Source organism: Pseudundibacterium arcticum, assembly GCF_042646465.1.
GTDB lineage: Bacteria > Pseudomonadota > Gammaproteobacteria > Burkholderiales > Burkholderiaceae_D > Undibacterium_A > Undibacterium_A arcticum.
This window is the reverse complement of record NZ_JBHRTP010000010.1, coordinates 1-20,067: the sequence shown is the minus strand read 5'-3', so window position 1 is coordinate 20,067 and position 20,067 is coordinate 1. Positions and strand designations below refer to the sequence as shown.

The following is a 20,067-nucleotide window of genomic DNA, read 5'->3' as shown; positions in this document are numbered from 1 at the left end:
ATGGCTACATACTCCCGTTATTCTTGCAATTGATCAATCCGGCAGCTTCAGATCGAGCCGCACCGCCAGCATGCGCATGCTCGATGTCAGCAGGATGCTGGCGATAATTGCGACCGCCTGCGGCGCGTGCAGCCAGTCGAGGATCAGATACAGCCAGCAGCCGGCGAAGGCGCAGGTCGCGTACAGGTGACCGCGCCGGAACACCAGTGGAATCTCATTGCAGATCACGTCGCGCAGCACACCGCCGAAAATCCCGGTGATCACGCCCATCATCACGCACACGAACGTCGGCATCTGCGCATCGCGTGCGAGTGACGTGCCGACCGCACTGAACAGGCCGAGCCCGAAGGCATCGGCGACGATAATGATTTTTTCGGCAAGGGATGAGCGAAGATGGCGCAAGAAAGGAATACTGAGCAAGGCCAGCCCGAAGATCAGCAGCGCATATTCCTGGTGCTCGACCCAGAATAATGGCCGCCGGTCGAGCAGGATGTCGCGCAAGGTGCCGCCGCCGAAAGCGGTGATGAACGCGACCGTATACACGCCGACCATGTCCATCTGCTTGCGGCGCGCCTCGATGAAGCCGGAACAGGCAAAGGCGACGATGCCGCAGGCCTCGACCGCCTGCAGCAAGGTGCTCATGCCGAGATGAATGCCAATCGCCACGTCGCCTCCTCAAGAATATTGCTTTTCATTCTAGCAGCAGCTTTTGCAAAAACTGAACGTAGCCTGGCGCGAAACGGTCATTGCATAGTATAATTTGCGGTTGATATTTCCCCGGCAAGTGATCGACAATCGGGTCAAGGAGCAGGACGACCGACGAAGTGGCGATTGGCTACCAAAACTTGAGTAAAGATAGAGGCAAACATGAAAAACGGCATTCACCCAAATTATCGCGAAGTCCTGTTCCACGACCTGTCCTGCGATTTCAAATTCGTCACCCGCTCGACCATTCAAACGCGCGAAATGATCACCCACGAAGGCAAAGAATACCCGCTCGTGAAGATCGAGGTGTCGTCGCAATCGCATCCGTTCTACACCGGCCAGCACAAGATCGTCGATACCGCCGGTCGCGTCGAGAAATTCCGCCAGAAGTTCGGTGCCGTCGGCTCCAAAACACAAGTTGCAGCAGGCTAATTCTGTCGCGGCACATCAAAAAGGCAGCTACGGCTGCCTTTTTGTTTATGCGAAGTCGCGACACTGCGGTCACGCGCAGTAACAACAATCTCGTGAATGCTGTGTCAATGCTGTTAAGTCAACGTTAAACTGGTTCCCCCTGAGCGGGCCGAAGGAAGCAGGCAAGGTCATCGCAGCACCGGTGTCCCTCTCGTCTTGCACGACGAGGGGCGACTCGACCGAGCCGAATCAGCGTAACCGAAACGCATTAACGGCAATGCCGCCGCTTTTTTACGGCACAATAAAAACCCGAACCCTCGAACCCGTCACCATGTACATGAAGCCAGTCCGCCTTCCCGCTTCCGCTACGCTTACGCTACCGCGCTGGGGATTGTTCCTGCTTTGCCTGCTATATATCCTGCCCGGCCTGTTTGGCCGCGATCCCTGGAAGAACGACGATGCCGCCGGCTTCGGCATCATGTGGACCATGGCGCACGGCAGCTTGCAGGACTGGCTCTGGCCTAACATTGTCGGCCTGACGATGCCGGAAGAGGGGCCGCTGGCGTACTGGCTCGGTGCACTCTGCATCAAGCTGTTCGGCGGGTTGCTGGGCGATGCGATGGCGGCGCGACTCGCCAGCATCGGCTTTTTCCTGCTCGGCGCCACCTCGGTCTGGTATAGCACTTACCTGCTCGGTCGACGTCCGGTGGCGCAACCACTGAAACTGGCGTTCGGTGGCCAACCCGAGCCGCAAGATTTCGGCCGCACGCTGGCCGACGGCGCATTGCTGATTTATCTTGGCTGCCTCGGGCTGTTGCTGCACAGCCATGAATCGACGGCCGAAGCGCTCAACACTTCGCTGATTGCGTTCCTGCTGTACGCCGCGGCCCGCTATATCGAGGCGCCGCAACTACGGCGCGCCGGCATCATCGGCATCGCGCTCGCAGGCCTGGTGCTGACGCGCGGCTGGGCGCTGCCGCTCGGCCTGTGGCTGAGTTTGTTCATCGCATTCAAATGGCTTGCCCTCGACGGTCGGCGCAGCGCGCGCGACCTGGGCGGCGCGCTGGTGGTCGCGCTGGCGCTGCCGGCAGCGTGGCTGAGCGCGGCGTATGCGGCCTGGCCGTATAACGATCACTCGTTCGACCAATGGCTGCAATGGAATGTCGGGCAGCTTGGCCTACCGACGCTGCATTCGCTGAGCTATTTCCTGCGTTACGCGATCTGGTTTTTCTGGCCGGCCTGGCCATTCGCCGCTTGGGCGGTGTATGCGTGGCGCCGCCAGCGCAAGGCCCTGCATATCGTGTTGCCGCTGGCATTCGTCGCGATCTTGACCTTGCTGGCGCTGATCAATCCTGGCCTGCAGGAAAGCATCCTGCTGCCGTTGCTGCCGCCGCTGGCGATGCTGGCGGCGTTCGGGCTGCCAACCATGAAACGCAGCGCGATCAATTCGGTCGACTGGTTTTCGGTGATGACGTTGACTACCTGCGCCGCATTCATCTGGCTCGGCTGGCTCGCCAAGCAAACCGGCTGGCCGATCTGGCTGGCCAAGAATGCGCTGAAACTGGCGCCCGGCTTCAAGCCGGAATTTAACCTGCTGGCGTTGCTGATCGCCGCCGCCGCCTCGGCCGGATGGATCGCACTGGTCAACTGGCGTATTTCACGCCACCCCTCGGTCCTGTGGCGCGCGGTGGTGCTGTCGTCCGGCGGCGTGATCCTGTGTTGGTTATTGTTGATGACGCTGTGGATGCCGTGGATCAATTACGGCAAGAGCTACGCCGGCGTGGCCCAGCAAATCGCGCAGCAACTGCCACCGGTCAAACGCTGCGTCGATACCAATGTCGGCCCTGCACAACGCGCCTCGTTCGCGTACCTGGGCAATATTCCATTCAAGGGATACGAGGACGGCAGCTGCGATTTTCTGCTGCTGCAAGACAGCGTCACTAACAAGAGCGACACCGCGATCCCGAAAAAATTCAGGGATCGCCAGTGGCAGTTGCTGTGGGAGGGCCGGCGGCCATCCGATCGCGATGAGCGCTTCCGCCTGTACAAGCATCTCGAATGAGTGCGGCGCGATTGCAATTGCAGCCCACGGCAGCGCGCTGTAACTGACCGCCAGCATGCCGGCGCCGGGCGCCACGGACGTTCAGCCGCCGGTAAAAGCAAGTCGATCAATTGTGGGGGTATAGGCGAAATATGCGCCGAACCCCAAGTAGAACAAGCGCCATTTAAATATACATACCCCAGTATATATTGATCCATCGGACGCGATGAAACGGCAGAGAATGGTAAGCAGTGCAACGCCCACCGGCGCTGCCGCTTCACCATCTCCTCCATGACGACACACCTGATCTGTCTCGGCAACTCGACCTACGACATCGACCTCGGCGGTGATGGTCGCGCACGATGGCGAAAGAATGATCGTCAATTTTCCCGGCAGCGGGATCCCGGATCAGATCGACTGGTTGCCGCTGCAACAGGTGGCGACCGCCGCCGCCGCAATGGCCGATATCCGCTGGGTCGAAGCAGCGCACGCGCTGTTTTCCGTCGCCCGCACGCACTGGATTCCGACCATCCTGGATGGCGAAATAGCCGATGCCGACGCTTACCGCAGCCTGCTGCCGGCAATCGATCATGCGATTTTTTCCGAGCCTGGCCTGCGCAGCTTCGTCGGCCAACACGCGCTCGACAACGATGCAAGCTGCGTCGCAGCGCTTGATCTGGTACGCGCTCTGGGCTGCAAGGTCGCCGCCGTCACGCGCGGCGCCAAAGGCTGTTTCTGGTTGGATGATGCCGGCACCCATCTGCAACCGGCGTTTGAAGTCAAGGTAGTCGACACCACCGGCGCCGGCGACGCCTTTCACGGCGCCTACGCAGTAGCGATGGCGGAAGGCAGCACAGTACCCGATGCGATGCGCCGTGCCAGCGCAGTGGCCGCATTGAAATGCACACGCCAGGGTGGTCGCGCCGGCATCCCGGACCGCACACGGCTAGAGGCCTTCCTGCGGCAGCAATGACGACTGCATCGCCTCCCCGAGTGTGTCGAACCCATCGACGAAATGATCGATTCACCGCAACGCGGCGAATGCTGTTGCCTCACAGCCTCAAATCAGCGATAATACGACCCGCGTCGCCGGGATGGCGGAATTGGTAGACGCACGGGACTCAAAATCCCGCGGTGGTGACACCGTGCCGGTTCGATTCCGGCTCCCGGCACCAAGGATTTGTCTATGAAACGCACCAGAAATGGTGCGTTTTTTTATGCCCAAAGCGAAAATAAGTAACTGTCAATTACCCCAGAAATTACCTCCACGTATCCTCCCTAATTGTCCTGAACTGTCCCGGGATTTTGATTCCCGCGCCGCTTGTAGTTGTTAGACAGCGATTGCGACAGACTCACGACCGACCAAGGCCTGGCGCATCATCCGATTACACAATCCAATGAAGTCTATTTGTGAGCCGGGTTTTTAGTATGAGGATTTTTACCAAGATCCTTCCAGTTCGTTTCCGCAATTTCGACCCCGAAGTGCTTTGCTGCTGCCTTAATATTTTCGAATGCGGCATCTCGTTCAGCGTCAGAGACCTCATCTACCTGATCGAACCGCGCCAGCGCATTCTTGACATGTGAGGCATCGGTCATAGGCTGTTTGCGCTGTTTCGGAAATGCAAACGCACTCTCAGGTAGATTGTCCCGCTCCTTGCTGCTTAACTTGCCGTGTTGTGCATGCGGCTTCCATGTTGTCTGGGTCATGTCACCTCTCCTGGTTTAGGGTCAGTTCAGTTCATGTCAGGGTCGGTCGCATCCACTTTTTTTTGACCTTTACGACGCACGATATGGGGGATAGAGGGTCTGCCCTGTGAGCGGGCCGTCGGTGCCGGTCCAGCGGATCGTGCGGCCCGGCAGGGAAGCGCTCCCGGCGGAGCGCTCTTCATCGCCGAATCTCCTATCTCAGAGTAGCCTGCAGCGTGATTTCCGGAACGCTGGCAAGTGCCTTCGACAACGGGCAGTCGCGCTTCGCCGCGGCCGCGATCTCCTGGAACTTCGTGTCGTCGATGCCGGGTACCGTGGCCTGCATCGTCAGCGCGATGCGGTCGATTACGAAGCCTTCGCCCTGCTTGGACAGGCGCACGCTGGCCTTGGTGTCGACGTTGGTGGTTGCCAGTCCGGCCTTATCGCAGGCGAACGAAAACGCCATCGTGAAACACGCGGCGTGGGCTGCGCCCAGGATCTCCTCGGGATTGGTGCCGCTCCGGTCGTCCTCGAAGCGGCTCGCAAAGCCATAGGGGTATTGCTTCAGCGCACCGGTCTCGGTGCTTATTTGTCCCTGGCCCTTCTTGCCTTGGCCTTCCCAGTGCACGCTGGCGGTCTTTTCAGTCATGGTGTGGCTCCTATCTCGGTATGGGTTGAGGGTGAGCCTCGATCCGCTCACTCAAAGGAAAAAAAATTGGCCAGCGAATTACGTGAAGGAGTGTTGGCCAGAACTCAGAAATATCGAGAAAGCGCCTCTGTTGCATCGCAACATATAATTGATCTCGGGGCGCGGCACTTTGCTCAATGATATCCAGTCTAGTCCAGCCCGCGCCGGTTGCCAACCAGATCGGGCGTACCCCAACTGATAAGCACGATACTAGGCGGCGCGACAGGCGGCATTTACAGAAGCTTTCGGTACACGACGAAACCGGACCGCTCCGCGACCTTGTCATACAGCGTCATCGCGGTGCTATTGGTCTCGTGCGTGTGCCAGTACACGCGCGTCGCGCCCGCCTCTTTCGCGCGCTCGTACACCGCGTTGATCAGGCTGCGGCCGATGCCTTTGCCGCGCGCCGCTTCGACCGTAAACAGATCCTGCAGGTAGCAGGTCGGTTCGATCAGGCTCGTGTTCCGATGGAAGATGTAGTGCACCAATCCCAGCAGCACGCCGTCGCATTCGGCGACCAGGGCATGCACCGGTTCGTAGCCGTCGAAGAAGCGCGACCACGTCATTTGCGTGATCTGCGCCGGCAGCGCGGTAGCGCCGGCACGTCCATAAAATGCATTGTAGCCGTCCCAGAGCGTGGACCAGGCCGGGAAGTCCGACGCGCGGACGGGACGAATAGTGATGGTGTCAGGCAAGGTAGTCCTCCCAATAGAAACTTGTGAAATTATCATGACAGGGGCCGCAAGCATATCGTTTTGTGAACAGCCCCGCTAATCCTGCCGCAAGATTGCATTTATTTCTTTCGACCGTCGGCGCCGGCGTCCTGGTACGCCTGCAGCGTGCGGATCGTGTCTCGACGCGCCGACGATGCCGGTCTGAGCCGCTTCGACGATGGCGCCGTGCACGACTTCAGGCGCATCGCCGAAGCCGTTTTGCAGGTCTGCACTGACCGGCAACCCGGTCGCCGCGCAGATATCGCGCAGGTAAGCCATCATCGAAGCACGGCCGACGCTCAGGTCGGCGCTGCCTCTGGACCACGCGTAACCGGCGCCGGTGGTCGCGAGCGCTTCAAATCCCAGCGACTCCAGCAACCTGGCCGACCCCCGGTCCCAGGGATTGGGCATGATGAAGCATTGATTGTGCAACTCAATAAAGCGCGCGGCTTTTTCCGTTTGACTAGTCATGTTTTTCAGCGATTAAAGTGGATGATGTTGTCGCTCCACGCGCCAGCGCGATCGCATCGTCCAGGCGGTCGTTGCCCCAGAACATTTCACCATCCACAAAAAAGGTCGGCGCGCCGAAGATCCCCAGGGCCTTCGCCTGCTCGGTGCGTTGCCGCAGCCTGAGCTTGTTGTCCTCGCTCTGGGCCGCCGCGATGATGGCCGCCGCATCCAGGTCCAGGCGGTCCAGGATGTAGGCCACGCTGCTCTCGGCATTGATATCTTGGTCGGCGGAAAAATTCTGCAGCATCACGCGCTCGCAAAACTGCGCGATCCACGGCTGCTCCGCGCCATACAGCGCGACCCGCAACGGCAGCAGCGAATGGCGCGGGAACTGCGACGGACGCTGCCAGGCAATGCCGTATTTTCGGCACTGGCGCAGCATGTCTTGCCACATGTATGCGCCCTTTTCCTTTTGCAGCACGAAGGGCGAGGTCTCCCAGCCGAAGGACTTGAATATCGGTCCAAGCAGAAATGGCCGCCAGCGCACGTCAACCTCGGCGCTGCGCGCCAGTTCGCGGATCCGCATCACGCTCAAATAACTGTAATTGCTGCCGAAATCAAACCAGAATTCAAGCTCGCCCCGCTTCTTTTGATCCATGTCCCATCCCTCCCTCAATAATCAAAAACCAGCAAACAGCGGATCTCAATACTCTCGCGCAGCGGCGCATCGGCCGGCGCATGCGGATGCTCGAACGCGGCATGGGGCGTGAACCTGGCCACTTGCGTGCTGGCCGAATCGAACTGCTTGAAAATGAGCGTCTCGTCGCGCGTCATGGCCGAAAAATACGACCATTCATGACGCGCACTGTGCAGCACCTGATAGATTTCGCCATTGCGCATCGGATAAAAAATATCGCTCGCCACCAAATCGCCCGGCGCCACCGTGCGCGCGTCGCACAGCGCCAGCGGCGCGTCCAGCACCGGATGCCGGATCGAGCGCCACAGATTGACGATGCTGTAGCGCTGCACCTTGGACGCGGCGTTCGGGTCGCGCAATTCCGCCGCCAGCCGGCGCTGCGCCGACGCCACCGTGAAATCGCAATGCACCCGCCCCGCAGCGCCGGGACGGTGGCCGTCGCGCCGGCCGAAAGCCTGCGGCGGACCGGGCTCGCGCTTGCGCACCAGATGATCGAACACGAAAGCACGGCTGGCGCCGGTGGCGGCCAGCGCGATTTCCGCCACCTCTGGATAATAGACCCCGACCACTTGCTCCTGGTCGAGAAAATCGCGCATCGCGGTCGGCGCGCCCCGCAACTCAAAGCCCTCGCGGTCGACGGACAAGTGCGCGGCGACGCCGCGGGCGTCGCGGATATCCACCATCGCCCGCTCATACTCGGCGTTCTGCCAGGCCGCGCCGGCGGGCGGCTGGTACATGTAATTGAAGGGCCGCTGCGCTGTCGGGAGCAAATATTCGAGTGCCGCCGAGACTGCGCAATTGCGTGTTTGAAGTTGCTGCATAGATCCTCCAGTGATCGTGTTCAGGCAGCTCCATTGAACCCCAAGGCCGGCCCACGCTCAAACGTTATATTCGACGTACTCACATTCCGTCGATGCATGTGTAAAATAGGTTCCGTAGGCCGGATTAGCGTAGCGTAATCCGGCACCATCGCCTGCAAAACCCCACATACATACCAAACCAGAATGTCAAACCGCCTGCTCGAGCTGCCCCCGCTAGACCTGGTCCGCAGCTTTGTCGCGGTCGGCCGGAGCATGAGCATCACGCTGGCGTCACAGGAACTGTGCCTGACCCAATCGGCGGTCAGCCGGCAGATACAGGCGCTGGAAGCCTTCCTCGGCTACCGCCTCTTCGTGCGCGGACATCGCAGCATCGAATTCACCAACGAAGGCCGGCGCCTGTTCCGCAGCGCCGACGCCTGGCTGGAGCAAATGAGCGACGTCGTCGCCGCCTTGCGCCCGACCGCAACCGAGCATGCCGTCACCATCAGTGCCAGCATCGGCGTCACCGCGCTGTGGGTGCTGCCGCGCTTGGGCGCCTTCCAGCTCGCCGCGCCCGAGGTCGATGTGCGCGTCGCCGCCAGCAACCGCTTCGTCGACCTGGAACGGGAAAACATCGATCTGGCGCTGCGCTACTGCAAGCCGGCCGATGCGCCGGACGGCGCCATCCACCTGTTCGGCGAGGCGCTGGTGCCGGTCGCCCACCCCTCGCTGGCCGTGACGGCGATCGAAGACCCCGCGCAACTGAGCCGGCAGGTGCTGCTGGAATTCGACGACGTATCGCGCCCCTGGCTGCAGTGGCCGGACTGGCTGCGCTGCGCCAGCGCCGCCAAGCTCAAACCCAAAGGGATTTTGCGCTTCAACCAGTACGACCAGGTGGTGCAAGCCGCCTTGGCCGGACAAGGAGTGGCGCTGGGCCGGCTGGAACTGGTGCGCCCGCTGCTGGACCAAGGCAAGCTCAAGCTCGCCACCGGCCGCGCGCGCACCACGGTCGACTATGCCTACTGGCTGATCGCGCGCAGCGGCCCCGTCAGCCGCCACGCGGGGATCGTGCGCGACTGGATCCTGGCCGAAGCGGCGCACAGCGCAGCATAATTTTCCAAAACTGTTTGCAGGCGGCGCACCCGACCGTAGGGCCCGCACTGCGGTGAGCCAACGGTTCAACCCGCCCGCGCCAATCCAGCTGGACGCCCTGCGCAGGGTCTGCAGCGCTTGCCTCATCTGGGCCAGCTCAGCGACCTGGCCGTGGGCGCCGCGATCGGCACGCTGCTGGAGGAACCGTACTACGCGATCGCGTCGAGTAGATCCGAACTACGCACGACGGTGGCGAACTCGCCGTGCAAACTGGCCAGCGCCGTGTCGTGCATTTGATCGGCGCTGTAGTGGCGGCCGCCCGGCCCCTGGCGCTCGAAGGTGGCGGTGGCGTCCGACACGATATAAGTGTCGAAGCCGAAATTGCCGGCCATGCGCGTGGTGGTCGATACGCAATGGTCGGTCGTGATGCCGACAATCACCAGCGTGCCGATGCCTGCACCGCGCAGGCGTTGCTCGAGATCGGTGCCGATGAAGGCGCTGTTCACGTCCTTGAAAATCACCGGCTCGCCGGCCAGCGGCTGCGCCTCGGGCTTGACCTCGCTGCCGGGCCGATCCGGATGAAACAGGCTGTCCGGCCGGCGCGAGCGGTGCTGGATGTGAAACACGGGGCGCCGCGTGTGCCGCCACGCGCCGATCAGGGTGGCGATATTCGCCTCCGCCGAGGGATTGTTGCGCTGGCCCCAGCTGGGGTCGTTAAATGCTTGCTGGACATCGATCACGATCAGCGCGGCGTCTACCGGGAGCGGCTTCATTTTTTTCCTTTCTAGGCAATACATGGCGAAGCAAGCATCTTCCGATGAACGTGATCAAACCGTCCTTTGCGAAAGCAGCATTCGTTGAATGTCATCTAGCAATCGCAACCCGTAACGCCAGCGCAATACCCTGAGCTGCCTGCGTGATTTCATCAAGCGATGGAAAGCTGGGCGCAATACGGATATGCCGGTCGGCTGGATCCTTGCCGTAAGGAAAGGCAGCGCCGGCCGGTGTCAACGTGATGCCAGCTTCCTTCGCGAGTGCGATGGTGCATTTTGCGGCGCCCGGCGGTGTGACCAGGTCGATGAAGTATCCACCTTGTGGCCGGGTCCAGTTCACGCCATCTATATTGGTCAGGTAGGTCTCGAATTGGGCGAGCACCGCATCGAACTTCGGCTTGAGCAGTTGGCGATGACGTTCCATCAGCACTTCAATGTTGGCACGATTTTTTAGAAATCGCACATGGCGCAACTGGTTGATTTTGTCCGGACCAATACTGCGCACCTTAGTACGACTCTGCCACCATGCGATGTTGGCCGGCGACGAAGCAAGCGCCGCCAAGCCGGCGCCAGCCAGCGTAATTTTGGAGGTTGACGCAAACACAATGGCGCGGTCTGGGTTTCCGGCCTTCGCACATTCGTCGAGCACATTGGCGACCGCGATCTTTTTATCGCTCAGATGATGCAGGCGGTACGCATCATCCCACAGCAGACGGAAATCCGACCCGGCGGTTTTCATTGCCGCCAGACGGCGCACCACCTCGTCCGAATACACGGCACCGGACGGGTTGCTGTACTTCGGCACACACCACATGCCCTTGATGCTGGCGTCGCTCGCGACTAGTTTTTCGACGACGTCCATGTCCGGGCCGGCCTCGGTCAACGGCACGTTGAGCATCCTGATGCCGAGCGATTCGCAAATCGAGAAATGGCGGTCGTAGCCCGGCACCGGACACAGGAAAGTCACTGGCTGTTGCGCGCTCCACGGCGCATGGTCCGGCATGCCGTACAACAGGCCGAACACCACCGTGTCGTGCATCAGTGCCAAGCTGGCGCTGCCGTCCACAACGACCTGCGCGGCCGGCACGTCGAGCAGGCTGCCAAACAGCGCGCGCGCTTCCGGCAGACCGCTGGCGATGCCATAGTTGCGGGTGTCGGTGCCGTCGGCCGCCTTATAGTCGCCGAGTTGCTGCAGCAGCGTGTTGGACAAATCGAGCTGTTCCGGCGCCGGTTTTCCGCGCGACATGTCGAGCTTGAGTCCGAGTTGTTTGAAGGCCTGGTATTGCGCTTGTACTTCCGATGGGTTCATTACTGATTGCCTTGTAACGTAGATTGGATAGGCCAGTGGTGGCGATAGTGGTGGCGATAGTGGTGGCGATAGTGGCGAAACTGAACGGGATTACGTCCTCAAACACTGCGCGACCGTCTGGCCCAGACGCAGCAGCGCGTGATCGAGGTCCTTTGAATAGGGCAGACCGCAATTGATGCGGCAGAAATGTTCGAAACGGTTGGAATTGGAAAACATCGAGCCGGGCGCGATCAGGATGCCTTCCTGCAGGGCGGCATCGAACAGCTTTTCCGACGACAGCTTGTTCGGCAGTTCGATCCAGAGCGTGACGCCACCCTCCGGCCGCGACAGGCGCACGCCCGGCGGGAAATAAGTGGCGATCGCTTCCGCCGTACGCTCGCGCTGTGTGCGCAAAAGGCTCCGCAAGCGTCGCAGATGGCGGTCATAGGCGCTCAATCCCATGAATTCCGCGGCAGTGATTTGCGACCATTCCTCGTTCTGCCGCGTCTGTGCGAATTTCAGCATTTCCACCCTGGCCTGCAAGCGTCCAGCGGTCATCCAGCCCAAGCGCATGCCGGGCGCGAGCACCTTGTGCAGGGATGCGCAGTAAATGACGTTGCCGCTGCGGTCCCAGGCTTTGATTGCGGTGAGCGGTATTTTGCTCTCGGCCAGATCGCCATAGGTATCGTCCTCGATTAGAGGAATGCCGCGTTCTTCGCACAATTGCGCCAGGCGCATCTTGTGCGCATCCGGCATGATGCTGCCAAGCGGATTCTGCAGATGTGGCACCACGACGACAGCCTTGATATTGTCGTAGGTCTGCACCGCGAGTTCGAGCGCTTCGATCGAGATGCCGGTCTGCGGGCTGGTCGGGATTTCGAGCGCGCGCAGGCTGAGGCTTTCCAGTATCTGCAGCAGGCCGTAGAAGGTCGGCGATTCGACCGCGATGGTGTCGCCCGGTTGCGCCACCGCGCGCAACGCCAGGTTGAGCGCTTCTGTAGCGCCGTGCGTGACCAGCACATCCTCCGGCCCGATCGCCAGGCCGATCGATACCGCGCGCATGGCCAGAACGGTCCTGAAGGCGGTGCTGCCACTGTGGCTGGGCGCACGAACCAACAAACGCGAATCGCGGCGCAAAATGCGCAGCGCGGCGTTTTTCAGCTTTTCTTCCGGATACAGTTCGGGCGCGCCACGTGCGGCTGCCAGGTTGGTGGTGATCGGGTACTGGCGCCCCTTCGCGATGAAGGTCGAAACGCGCGCGTGGATGCCGACGTATTGCGCGGGATCGGGCAGTGCGGAAACATTGGGCTCATCCACCGGCGCGATCGGCAGGCGGCGCGGTTGGCGCACGAAATAGCCGGTACGCGGGCGCGCCTCCAGCCAGCCCTCGCTTTCGAGCTGACGACACACCTGGATCGCCGTTGACAGGCTGACGCCATGCAGGCGCATCAAGCCGCGTACCGACGGCATGCGGTCGCCTTGGCTCAATGAGCCGGCCTTGATTGCGCGAAGGTAGTGGTCTGCCCAGCGACGATAAAGCGGTTGCGCGTCCATGCTTAATGATCCTTCGTCTATATGGGCCTGAACAGATACAGATTCATCGAAACCGAACGATAACAGATGTGAACAACGCGAACTGCTTCGATTCAGAATAGCGTTTTCTGTCCCTGTTGCGCGATGCGAGCGATGGCTAACATGAGGTCATACGACTTGAACAGGATGAGACCATGCGCACACCAACCTCCCTCCCTGCACGGACCCGCCTGACAACCGGCCAGGCGCTACGCCTGCATGCCGATGCCGGCACCGGCATTCTCGCCACCGAGGGATCGATATCGGTCGCCGAAGCACCGCTCTGGTCGGGCGACCAGTTCCTACGCCGCAGCACGATGCTGCGCGAAGGTGAATTCTACGTCGTGCAAGACCGCGGATGGATCACGGTAGATGCGCATGGACCTGCGGAAGTCTTGTGCCACCAACCGCACGCGCAGACCATCGATCCGGCTGCATACCCGTTCTTCGCCCTGCTCGCACGCGTGCTTTCTTTAGCCAGGTTGTCCTAGAAGGCGGGTTGCCACCGGATTCACATCAGCCGGTGGCGCACGTAGTCGGCAATCGCGAGAGCGGACGTCAGGCCCGGCGACTCGATGCCGAACAGGTTCACCAGGCGCGCCACGCCATGCACCGAGGCATCGATGCGGAAATCCTGCGCCGCTCCCCCGGCCCGCTTAGCTTGGGCCGGATGCCGGCATAATCCGGTTGCAGCGAATTGTCGGGTGCGTCGGAATGTGTCATGGAGTAGACTGCGAAATTTATCCATAACAAATTGGGAGCTGCGATGAGTAGTAGTGTTAAAGGGCAGTCGTTGCAAGACCCCTTTCTGGACGCTTTACGAAAAGCTCAAATTCCCGTTTCGATGTTTCTTGTCAACGGAATCAAATTGCAAGGCCAGATCGAACACTTTGATCAATATGTTGTCTTACTCAAAAGCAACGTGACGCAAATGGTTTATAAACACGCGATTTCAACCGTTGTCCCTGCGCGTGCGGTCGATCCCAATCCTCACTCGGGATCCACCGATTCACACGTCAAAACTGAACGACCCGCAGAAAAATAGCGGTATATTTAAAAAAATAAGTTTGCGTCTCTAGGGCGTGTTGACATTCAAAAGATGTGACCCAAAGAAAAGTGATTTCAGGGCTGTTAACTTTTCGTGATTCGTGTTTACATTCTGGCTTTTGGGCGCTGACAGGATGGCACGAATGATGTTGCGGGACGATCAATGGGAGCGTATTGAGGGGTTCTTACAGGGCAAGGTAGGCGACCCTGGTCGGCACGGTGCGGACAATCGCTTATTTGTTGAGGCGGTGCTGTGGATAGCACGGACAGGTGGCCCGTGGCGCGATTTGCCCGGTGAATTTGGTCCATGGAATAGTGTGTACGTACGCTTTGCGCGGTGGTCGGACAAGGATGTATGGCAGAACGTTTTTGCGGTGTTGCGGGAAGATGCGGATTTTGAGGAAGTGTTTCTCGATAGTACGATCGTGCGAGCCCACCAGCACGCCGCTGGCGCTGCTAAAAAAAAGGGGAGCAGGCTCTCGGACGTTCTAAGGGAGGACTGAGCACCAAAATTCATGCATGCGTTGAGGGGCTTGGACAATTGGCGCGTTTCATTCTTACTGGCGGGCAGGTCAATGACATAACGCAGGCGCAAGCGTTGATAGTGGAGATAGACGCTGCTGCATTCCTGGCCGACAAAGCCTACGATGCCGATGCGCTGCTCGCTTGTATTGCGAGCAAAAATGCCAAGGCCATTATCCCGCCGCGAAAGAATCGAAAAGAACAGCGAAAATTTGACCGACACCAGTATCGCAATCGTAATTTGATTGAACGGTTTTTCGCTCAACTGAAACAGTTCAGAAGAGTGGCAACACGCTACGACAAACTTGCCTCGCGATTCGGCTCGTTTGTCGCACTCGTTGCATCGCTACTTTGGCTGAAGTAAATGTCAACCGTAGGCTGTGTTAGCCGAGTACACAGGACTGGGCATTTGGCGTACAGCAGCCCGCGTGGTGAATGTCAACAGGCCCTAGTTGGACTGGTGGTTGATGCCAACGACGGGACGGCTGCCTTGCTATATTCCAATTTCGGATCTATGCCCTGCCCGGCCATCCCACACACTTGGTGCGGCCGCACCACGGCTTCCGATGAAGATCCTCGAATACACCGACCTTGATATTTCCCACGTCAAGGCCAGCTATCGCAAGGTGGCTGGCGCCATCGCCTGCCACTACTTCCGTACTGCATAAGTCAAGGAGCTCGCCCATCTCAGTCATGGCAAGTTTTACCGGGCAAAGCTCTCGCTAAAAATGCCAGCGATCTATACTATGCCGACGGCTTTGAACACGGCGGGCAGGAGGCGTTGGTCCGCGCACGGGAAATGCGACGAAGAGCGCGCTGTCCTCGCACGGCAGGCGCGAACAACAGGCAGCGATACGGCGAAGTCAGCCACTGGAAAGAGGAGCCGGAAAATGTCAGCAGAAACATTAGATCCATTCGACTGGGATGCTTTTCGCAGGCAGGCGCACCGCATGTTGGACGATATGCTGGACTATACGCAGCATATTCGCGAACGCCCGGTCTGGCAGCCGATTCCTCAAGCTATTCGTGACACCTTTCGGGAACCCTTGCCGCTGGACCCGACCGATCTGGCGATGGTTCATGACCGGTTCATGCGTGACATATTGCCGTATTCCGCCGGCAACGCGCATCCCGGATTCATGGGTTGGGTCAACGGTGGCGGCACCCCTGTCGGGATGCTGGCGGAGATGCTGGCAGCAGGCCTAAATACCAATCTTGGCGGGCGCGATCAGATCCCGATCGAAATAGAGCGTCAGCTGGTGCGATGGGTCCGAGATATCTTCGGTTTTCCGGAAGGCGCTAGCGGTCTACTGGTGACTGGAACATCGGTCGCTAACCTGATCGCCATTCTGGTCGCCCGCACCGCAAGACTCGGGATCGGTGTGCGGCAGACCGGCCTTGCCAACGTGGAGGAAAAGTTGGTCGGATATACCTCGAGCGCGGCGCATCTGTGCATTGCCAAGGCGATCGACATGGCCGGCCTGGGTCGCGAAGCGCTGAGAGTCATCGGCGTCGATAGCGCGGGACAGATGGATCTCGCCGCGCTCAGGTCCGCCGTTGAGCGCGATCGCGCGGAGGGACTGACGCCTTTCTTTTTGGCCGGGACCGCCGGGACAGTCGACATCGGCGCGGTTGATGACTTGAGCGCGCTGGCCGATATCGCGCAGTCGGAGGGACTGTGGTTTCATGTCGATGGCGCCTACGGGGCGCTTGCCATACTCTCGCCCGAACTTGCGCCGCGACTGGCGGGGATCGAGCGTGCCGACTCGATCGCGTTCGACTTCCACAAGTGGGGACAAGTGCCTTACGACGCCGGCTTCATCCTGGTGCGCGACGGGGCGGCGCATCAGAGCACGTTCGATTTCCCTGCGGCCTATTTGCGACGCGAAACACGCGGTTTGGCGGCAGGCTCGCCGTGGCCATGCGACCTTGGTCCCGACCTGTCGCGCGGTTTCCGGGCCCTGAAAACGTGGGTAACACTCCAGGTCTACGGGGTGCGCAGGCTGGGTGAGATGATTGCGCACACCTGCGCGGTAGCCCAGTATCTGAAACGATGCATCGAGCAGGAGCCGCAGCTTGAACTGCTGGCACCCGTATCGCTCAACATCGTTTGCTTCCGATTTCGCGGCGATTACGCTGATGAGCTGAATCGGCGCATTGCCGTGGCATTGCAGGAATCAGGAATCGCGGCGCCGTCGACCACGATCGTCAATGACGCGATTGCAATTCGCGCTGCGATCGTGAATCACCGAACCGGTTTCATGGATATCGATGCATTGATCGCCGCGACACTTGCCTTTGGCCAGCGGGTGCGACAGGAAATGAATAAGGACGTGGATTAACTGTCCCTGACGCGCGCTCCCGCGGGTTCTGTGGCATCAATCGAAAAAGCGCCAGGACTGGGCGCGCGGATGTGCACCTTACCGTCAGTGCGGCGCATTTAGCGGCGCCTGCCGCTCTCTCTTCTTCGCGCTATCGGTAACGTCGATGCGAATCGTTATCCAGCCGTTCTATAGTCAACCTCTCGACTACGCCTATCCGACGGCTCCAACTCTTTAACTAAAAAAAGCCCGCAGACCTTGCGGTTGCGGGCTGAATCCAAACCTTGGGAGGAGTTGGAGGAGGCGCATTCACTATATCGCACATCAACGTATGGTCATCATGCATTTACACTCCCTTACAGCTGCAACAATATGCAAAAAAAAGAACCAACATTCATATAAACCGGTCGAGGAAAGCGGAATCGCTCACCAAATCCGTATTGAAATTCATTTCCGAGCCGATGCAACTCTCTCGGATAGAACAAGAACTGGTGGTTGGTGATCCGACGTTTGTACGTGCCGCACGTGTACAAATTACTTCATCGCGGTCACCTGCAAGCACCACAGCTCACGACCGAATCTCTGTCATTCTTGACATGCTTCGACCCAGTTCGAGCCATGTCATGATTCGTCGTCGCAAAGATCTTCAAGAGCTTGACACGGACGCGTGGCCCACAGTGGATACCAACGCGCTATCTGTCGCAAGGCGAGCGACATTCCAAGCGTATTACCACGCGATTCAACATTATGTCAGCGGAGAGGTTGTACGTGAAATCGCGCATCAAACGGGCATTAACGGCCGTCAAATTTATACTCTACTCGATCGCTGCTTGACGCAGGCAGAAGATGGAAGAATCTTCGGCAGTATGCCGGAGTCTTAAGTATCACTTTAAAGTATCCTCAGCACAACTATGTTATGCGTTTTTAGGAAAGCGTAGAACTTTGCAATTAGTCGAGGCTCTGACATGAACTGAACCTAAACCGGGAGAGACGGTATGACCCAGACAACATGGAAGCCGCATGCACAACATGGCGAGTTAAGCAGCAAGGACCGGGACCATTTACCTGAGAGCGCATTTGCATTTCCGAAACAGCGCAAAGAGCCTATGACCGATGCCTCACATGTCAAAAACGCGCTGTCGCGGTTCGATCAGGTAGATGACGTATCTGACGCTGAACGAGATGCCGCGTTCGAAAATATTAAGGCAGCAGCCAAGCACTTCGGGGTCGAAATTACGGAAACGAACTGGAAGGATCTTGGTAAAAAGCCTCATACCAAAAACCCGGCTCACAAATAGGCTTCATTGAATTGAGTGATCGGATGATCCGCCAGGTCTTGGTCGGTGACGATTCTATGCTGGCGCCGGTGATTTGCTGGCCACGACCGATTCCATAGAGCTCTTGTTGACGTCCACGGCCAACGGCACCGCCTTTCTTATCGGAACAGTTTCGAATTGACGATGGGTGGTGGCGTGGAATTCGGCTGAAAAATCTCTCGCGGACCGCTGCGATACAACCGGTCGGCGCGCCGCCTTGCGTCCTTTTTTGGAATCGAACATCCGGCTGTCCGCCACTTTCATTAGTGCGTCGGCGTCCCTGCCATCCTGCGGGAACATGGCCCAGCCAATCGATACGCCCACATTGACGCTGTGCTTCTGCAGGGTCATCGGCGCTTCGACGATGCTGCGAATCTTCTCTTCGGCTGCGGTGACGTCGCTGACCGCGCCGACATCTTTGAGCAATACCACGAATTCGTCGCCGCCATAACGGCCCACCACGTCGGTGGTGCGCACTGCAGTCTTCAGGCGCGCCGCAACGGTGATCAGGAATTGATCGCCGGCGTCATGACCGTAATGGTCGTTGATGCCCTTGAACTCGTCCAGGTCGATGAACAGCAGCGCAAACTGGGTCTTTTCCAGCGGGCCCTGATTGGGCCGACGCTTCAGGAAGCGGATCTGGGCCAGCAGCGATTCGCGGTTGAATACTGCGGTCAGCTTGTCGATCCGCAGGTTGTGTTCCATCTCGTTGAAAGTCCTGGCGAGTTGCCCGATCTCGTCCTCACGGTTGATCCTGAGCCGTAACACCGGTTCGCCGTTTCCGATTTTTTTGGCTGCGTTGGTCAGTTTGCGAATGTCGCGCAAAATCCGGTTTAACGTGGTCAGGACTGCGGCACGATCAATCGCGCCGTCTTGATGCAGTGCAATAACTTGAATGACACAATGGTGGATGTGTAAGACTTGAGTAAGTGTAATAGTCTATGTTGGCGGCAAACGATAACTAGCAGGAGACAACCATGACAGACATCGAAACAGTAAAACAGGAATCGCGCGTATTCCTCCCACCCGCAGAATTCGTCCAAGACGCGACCATCTCCGGCATGGACGCCTATAACGCACTGTGCGCCGAAGCCGAGCAGGACTTTGAAGGCTTCTGGGCCAAGCTGGCGCGCGAGAACCTGATCTGGCAAAAGCCGTTCACCAAGACGCTCGACGAATCGACTGCGCCGCTCTACAAATGGTTCGAGGACGGCCACCTGAACGTGTCCTACAACTGCCTCGACCGCAACTTGCAAAACGGCAACGCCGACAAGACCGCGATCATCTTCGAAGCCGACGACGGCAAGGTCACCAAGGTGACTTATCAGCAACTGCACCAGAAAGTCTGCAAGCTGGCCAACGGCCTGAAGTCGCTCGGCATCAAGAAGGGCGATCGCGTCATCATCTACGTCTCGATGTCGGTCGAAGGCGTGGCCGCGATGCAGGCCTGCGCCCGGATCGGCGCCACCCACTCGGTCGTGTTCGGCGGTTTCTCGGCCAAGTCGCTGCAGGAGCGCATCATCGATGCCGGCGCGGTGGCCGTGATCACGGCCGACGAACAAATGCGCGGCGGCAAGGCGCTGCCGCTGAAAGCGATCGTCGATGACGCGCTGGCGATGGGCGGCTGCGACAGCGTCAAGAACGTCGTGGTGTATCAGCGCACCGGCGGCAAGATCACTATGGCGAGCGGGCGCGACAGCTGGCTGCACGAGCTGGTCGCCAAGCAGCCGGACCAGTGCGAGCCGGAATGGGTCAGCGCCGAGCATCCGCTGTTCATCCTCTATACCTCCGGCTCGACCGGCACCCCGAAAGGGGTACAGCATTCCTCCGGCGGCTTCCTGCTGTGGGCCATGCTGACCATGAAGTGGACCTTCGACATCAAGCCGAGCGACGTGTTCTGGTGCACCGCCGACATCGGCTGGGTCACCGGCCACACCTACATCGC

At 59.4% G+C, this 20,067-nt stretch carries 21 protein-coding genes, 1 tRNA gene and 2 pseudogenes; 12 read left to right on the top strand and 12 right to left on the bottom strand.

Translation table 11 applies throughout. The features are described from left to right. Nucleotides 1-33 precede the first annotated feature (33 nt). The gene (locus ACFOFO_RS04925; protein WP_390327922.1) at nt 34-654 is read right to left on the bottom strand and encodes a trimeric intracellular cation channel family protein; all 621 of its coding nucleotides are present in this window, start codon (nt 652-654) and stop codon (nt 34-36) included. Nucleotides 655-867: 213 nt separating this feature from the next. On the opposite strand from ACFOFO_RS04925, the gene ACFOFO_RS04920 reads away from it, so the two are divergent. The 4 genes and pseudogenes from ACFOFO_RS04920 (at nt 868) to ACFOFO_RS04905 (ending at nt 4,332) form a co-directional block, all read left to right on the top strand. Then, complete coding sequence (locus tag ACFOFO_RS04920) at nt 868-1,137, top strand: type B 50S ribosomal protein L31 (protein WP_390322811.1); 270 nt, start codon at nt 868-870, stop codon at nt 1,135-1,137. Between the two features lie 316 nt (nt 1,138-1,453). Continuing rightward, nucleotides 1,454-3,178, top strand: a complete 1,725-nt coding sequence (locus ACFOFO_RS04915; protein ID WP_390330987.1) for an ArnT family glycosyltransferase — start codon at nt 1,454-1,456, stop codon at nt 3,176-3,178. Nucleotides 3,179-3,497: 319 nt separating this feature from the next. Continuing rightward, nucleotides 3,498-4,130, top strand: a pseudogene (locus ACFOFO_RS04910) (PfkB family carbohydrate kinase); the annotation flags it as partial. A 115-nt stretch (nt 4,131-4,245) separates the two neighbouring features. Further along, nucleotides 4,246-4,332 (top strand) — tRNA-Leu (locus ACFOFO_RS04905). A gap of 229 nt (nt 4,333-4,561) precedes the next feature. Here ACFOFO_RS04905 and ACFOFO_RS04900 read toward each other — a convergent pair. The 6 genes from ACFOFO_RS04900 to ACFOFO_RS04875 all read right to left on the bottom strand — a co-directional run bounded on the left by ACFOFO_RS04900 (nt 4,562) and on the right by ACFOFO_RS04875 (nt 8,212). Next, complete coding sequence (locus ACFOFO_RS04900) at nt 4,562-4,864, bottom strand: DUF6582 domain-containing protein (protein ID WP_390322810.1); 303 nt, start codon at nt 4,862-4,864, stop codon at nt 4,562-4,564. A gap of 193 nt (nt 4,865-5,057) precedes the next feature. Continuing rightward, entirely contained in the window at nt 5,058-5,492 is a 435-nt protein-coding gene (locus ACFOFO_RS04895; RefSeq protein WP_390322809.1) for an OsmC family protein, read from the bottom strand. Between the two features lie 272 nt (nt 5,493-5,764). Next, nucleotides 5,765-6,262 carry a GNAT family N-acetyltransferase gene (locus ACFOFO_RS04890; protein WP_390322808.1) on the bottom strand — a complete coding sequence of 166 codons (498 nt, stop codon included), beginning with the start codon at nt 6,260-6,262 and terminating at the stop codon, nt 5,765-5,767. Between the two features lie 39 nt (nt 6,263-6,301). Next, complete coding sequence (locus ACFOFO_RS04885; protein WP_390322807.1) at nt 6,302-6,715, bottom strand: isocitrate lyase/phosphoenolpyruvate mutase family protein; 414 nt, start codon at nt 6,713-6,715, stop codon at nt 6,302-6,304. Continuing rightward, on the bottom strand, nt 6,708-7,352 hold the full coding sequence (locus tag ACFOFO_RS04880) for a 2-hydroxychromene-2-carboxylate isomerase (protein WP_390322806.1): 645 nt from the start codon (nt 7,350-7,352) through the stop codon (nt 6,708-6,710). The genes ACFOFO_RS04885 and ACFOFO_RS04880 overlap by 8 nt, the downstream gene beginning before the upstream one ends. A gap of 14 nt (nt 7,353-7,366) precedes the next feature. After that, on the bottom strand, nt 7,367-8,212 hold the full coding sequence (locus ACFOFO_RS04875) for a CmcJ/NvfI family oxidoreductase (protein ID WP_390330985.1): 846 nt from the start codon (nt 8,210-8,212) through the stop codon (nt 7,367-7,369). A 183-nt stretch (nt 8,213-8,395) separates the two neighbouring features. On the opposite strand from ACFOFO_RS04875, the gene ACFOFO_RS04870 reads away from it, so the two are divergent. Then, nucleotides 8,396-9,304: a LysR substrate-binding domain-containing protein gene (locus ACFOFO_RS04870; RefSeq protein ID WP_390322804.1), complete on the top strand. Its 909-nt coding sequence runs from the start codon at nt 8,396-8,398 to the stop codon at nt 9,302-9,304. Nucleotides 9,305-9,492: 188 nt separating this feature from the next. Here ACFOFO_RS04870 and ACFOFO_RS04865 read toward each other — a convergent pair whose 3' ends face one another. The 3 genes from ACFOFO_RS04865 to ACFOFO_RS04855 form a co-directional block, all read right to left on the bottom strand. Continuing rightward, on the bottom strand, nt 9,493-10,056 hold the full coding sequence (locus ACFOFO_RS04865) for a cysteine hydrolase family protein (RefSeq protein ID WP_390322803.1): 564 nt from the start codon (nt 10,054-10,056) through the stop codon (nt 9,493-9,495). A 91-nt stretch (nt 10,057-10,147) separates the two neighbouring features. Then, entirely contained in the window at nt 10,148-11,365 is a 1,218-nt protein-coding gene (locus tag ACFOFO_RS04860; RefSeq protein WP_390322802.1) for an aspartate aminotransferase type Ic, read from the bottom strand. Between the two features lie 90 nt (nt 11,366-11,455). Beyond that, complete coding sequence (locus tag ACFOFO_RS04855; protein WP_390322801.1) at nt 11,456-12,898, bottom strand: aminotransferase-like domain-containing protein; 1,443 nt, start codon at nt 12,896-12,898, stop codon at nt 11,456-11,458. 173 nt (nt 12,899-13,071) lie between these two features. Between ACFOFO_RS04855 and ACFOFO_RS04850 the strand changes: the two genes are divergently transcribed. After that, nucleotides 13,072-13,407, top strand: coding sequence for a hypothetical protein (locus ACFOFO_RS04850; protein WP_390322800.1), 336 nt, complete (start codon nt 13,072-13,074; stop codon nt 13,405-13,407). Between the two features lie 20 nt (nt 13,408-13,427). On the opposite strand, the pseudogene ACFOFO_RS04845 reads toward ACFOFO_RS04850, so the two are convergent. After that, nucleotides 13,428-13,621, bottom strand: a pseudogene (locus ACFOFO_RS04845) (FAD-dependent oxidoreductase); the annotation flags it as partial. 61 nt (nt 13,622-13,682) lie between these two features. On the opposite strand from ACFOFO_RS04845, the gene hfq reads away from it, so the two are divergent. From hfq to ACFOFO_RS04820, 5 genes are all read left to right on the top strand, one after another. Further along, nucleotides 13,683-13,961 carry an RNA chaperone Hfq gene (gene hfq / locus ACFOFO_RS04840; protein ID WP_390322799.1) on the top strand — a complete coding sequence of 93 codons (279 nt, stop codon included), beginning with the start codon at nt 13,683-13,685 and terminating at the stop codon, nt 13,959-13,961. 136 nt (nt 13,962-14,097) lie between these two features. Further along, a protein-coding gene (locus ACFOFO_RS04835) for an IS5 family transposase (protein ID WP_390330999.1) occupies nt 14,098-14,849 on the top strand; the annotation gives its coding sequence in 2 pieces (ribosomal slippage) (nt 14,098-14,430 and nt 14,433-14,849; 750 coding nt in all). A gap of 526 nt (nt 14,850-15,375) precedes the next feature. Continuing rightward, entirely contained in the window at nt 15,376-16,827 is a 1,452-nt protein-coding gene (locus tag ACFOFO_RS04830; RefSeq protein WP_390330984.1) for a pyridoxal phosphate-dependent decarboxylase family protein, read from the top strand. A gap of 419 nt (nt 16,828-17,246) precedes the next feature. After that, nucleotides 17,247-17,687: a hypothetical protein gene (locus ACFOFO_RS04825; protein WP_390322797.1), complete on the top strand. Its 441-nt coding sequence runs from the start codon at nt 17,247-17,249 to the stop codon at nt 17,685-17,687. A 114-nt stretch (nt 17,688-17,801) separates the two neighbouring features. Next, nucleotides 17,802-18,104, top strand: coding sequence for a DUF6582 domain-containing protein (locus tag ACFOFO_RS04820; RefSeq protein WP_390322796.1), 303 nt, complete (start codon nt 17,802-17,804; stop codon nt 18,102-18,104). Between the two features lie 54 nt (nt 18,105-18,158). On the opposite strand, the gene ACFOFO_RS04815 is transcribed toward ACFOFO_RS04820, so the two are convergent. Beyond that, complete coding sequence (locus tag ACFOFO_RS04815; protein WP_390330983.1) at nt 18,159-18,947, bottom strand: diguanylate cyclase; 789 nt, start codon at nt 18,945-18,947, stop codon at nt 18,159-18,161. 152 nt (nt 18,948-19,099) lie between these two features. Here ACFOFO_RS04815 and ACFOFO_RS04810 point away from each other — a divergent pair. After that, nucleotides 19,100-20,067: AMP-binding protein (locus tag ACFOFO_RS04810; protein WP_390330981.1), on the top strand; the 968-nt coding region annotated here is incomplete at its 3' end.

Excerpts from the sequence above, each read along its gene's own strand:
- ACFOFO_RS04915 (WP_390330987.1), top strand. The coding sequence starts at position 1,454 with ATGAAGCCAGTCCGCCTTCCCGCTTCCGCTACGCTTACGCTACCGCGC.
- ACFOFO_RS04890 (WP_390322808.1), bottom strand. The coding sequence starts at position 6,262 with ATGATAATTTCACAAGTTTCTATTGGGAGGACTACCTTGCCTGACACC.
- ACFOFO_RS04900 (WP_390322810.1), bottom strand. The coding sequence starts at position 4,864 with ATGACCCAGACAACATGGAAGCCGCATGCACAACACGGCAAGTTAAGC.
- ACFOFO_RS04830 (WP_390330984.1), top strand. The coding sequence starts at position 15,376 with ATGTCAGCAGAAACATTAGATCCATTCGACTGGGATGCTTTTCGCAGG.
- ACFOFO_RS04820 (WP_390322796.1), top strand. The coding sequence starts at position 17,802 with ATGACCCAGACAACATGGAAGCCGCATGCACAACATGGCGAGTTAAGC.
- ACFOFO_RS04860 (WP_390322802.1), bottom strand. The coding sequence starts at position 11,365 with ATGAACCCATCGGAAGTACAAGCGCAATACCAGGCCTTCAAACAACTC.
- ACFOFO_RS04855 (WP_390322801.1), bottom strand. The coding sequence starts at position 12,898 with ATGGACGCGCAACCGCTTTATCGTCGCTGGGCAGACCACTACCTTCGC.
- ACFOFO_RS04850 (WP_390322800.1), top strand. The coding sequence starts at position 13,072 with ATGCGCACACCAACCTCCCTCCCTGCACGGACCCGCCTGACAACCGGC.
- ACFOFO_RS04920 (WP_390322811.1), top strand. The coding sequence starts at position 868 with ATGAAAAACGGCATTCACCCAAATTATCGCGAAGTCCTGTTCCACGAC.
- ACFOFO_RS04895 (WP_390322809.1), bottom strand. The coding sequence starts at position 5,492 with ATGACTGAAAAGACCGCCAGCGTGCACTGGGAAGGCCAAGGCAAGAAG.
- ACFOFO_RS04865 (WP_390322803.1), bottom strand. The coding sequence starts at position 10,056 with ATGAAGCCGCTCCCGGTAGACGCCGCGCTGATCGTGATCGATGTCCAG.
- ACFOFO_RS04880 (WP_390322806.1), bottom strand. The coding sequence starts at position 7,352 with ATGGATCAAAAGAAGCGGGGCGAGCTTGAATTCTGGTTTGATTTCGGC.
- ACFOFO_RS04870 (WP_390322804.1), top strand. The coding sequence starts at position 8,396 with ATGTCAAACCGCCTGCTCGAGCTGCCCCCGCTAGACCTGGTCCGCAGC.
- hfq (WP_390322799.1), top strand. The coding sequence starts at position 13,683 with ATGAGTAGTAGTGTTAAAGGGCAGTCGTTGCAAGACCCCTTTCTGGAC.
- ACFOFO_RS04875 (WP_390330985.1), bottom strand. The coding sequence starts at position 8,212 with ATGCAGCAACTTCAAACACGCAATTGCGCAGTCTCGGCGGCACTCGAA.
- ACFOFO_RS04885 (WP_390322807.1), bottom strand. The coding sequence starts at position 6,715 with ATGACTAGTCAAACGGAAAAAGCCGCGCGCTTTATTGAGTTGCACAAT.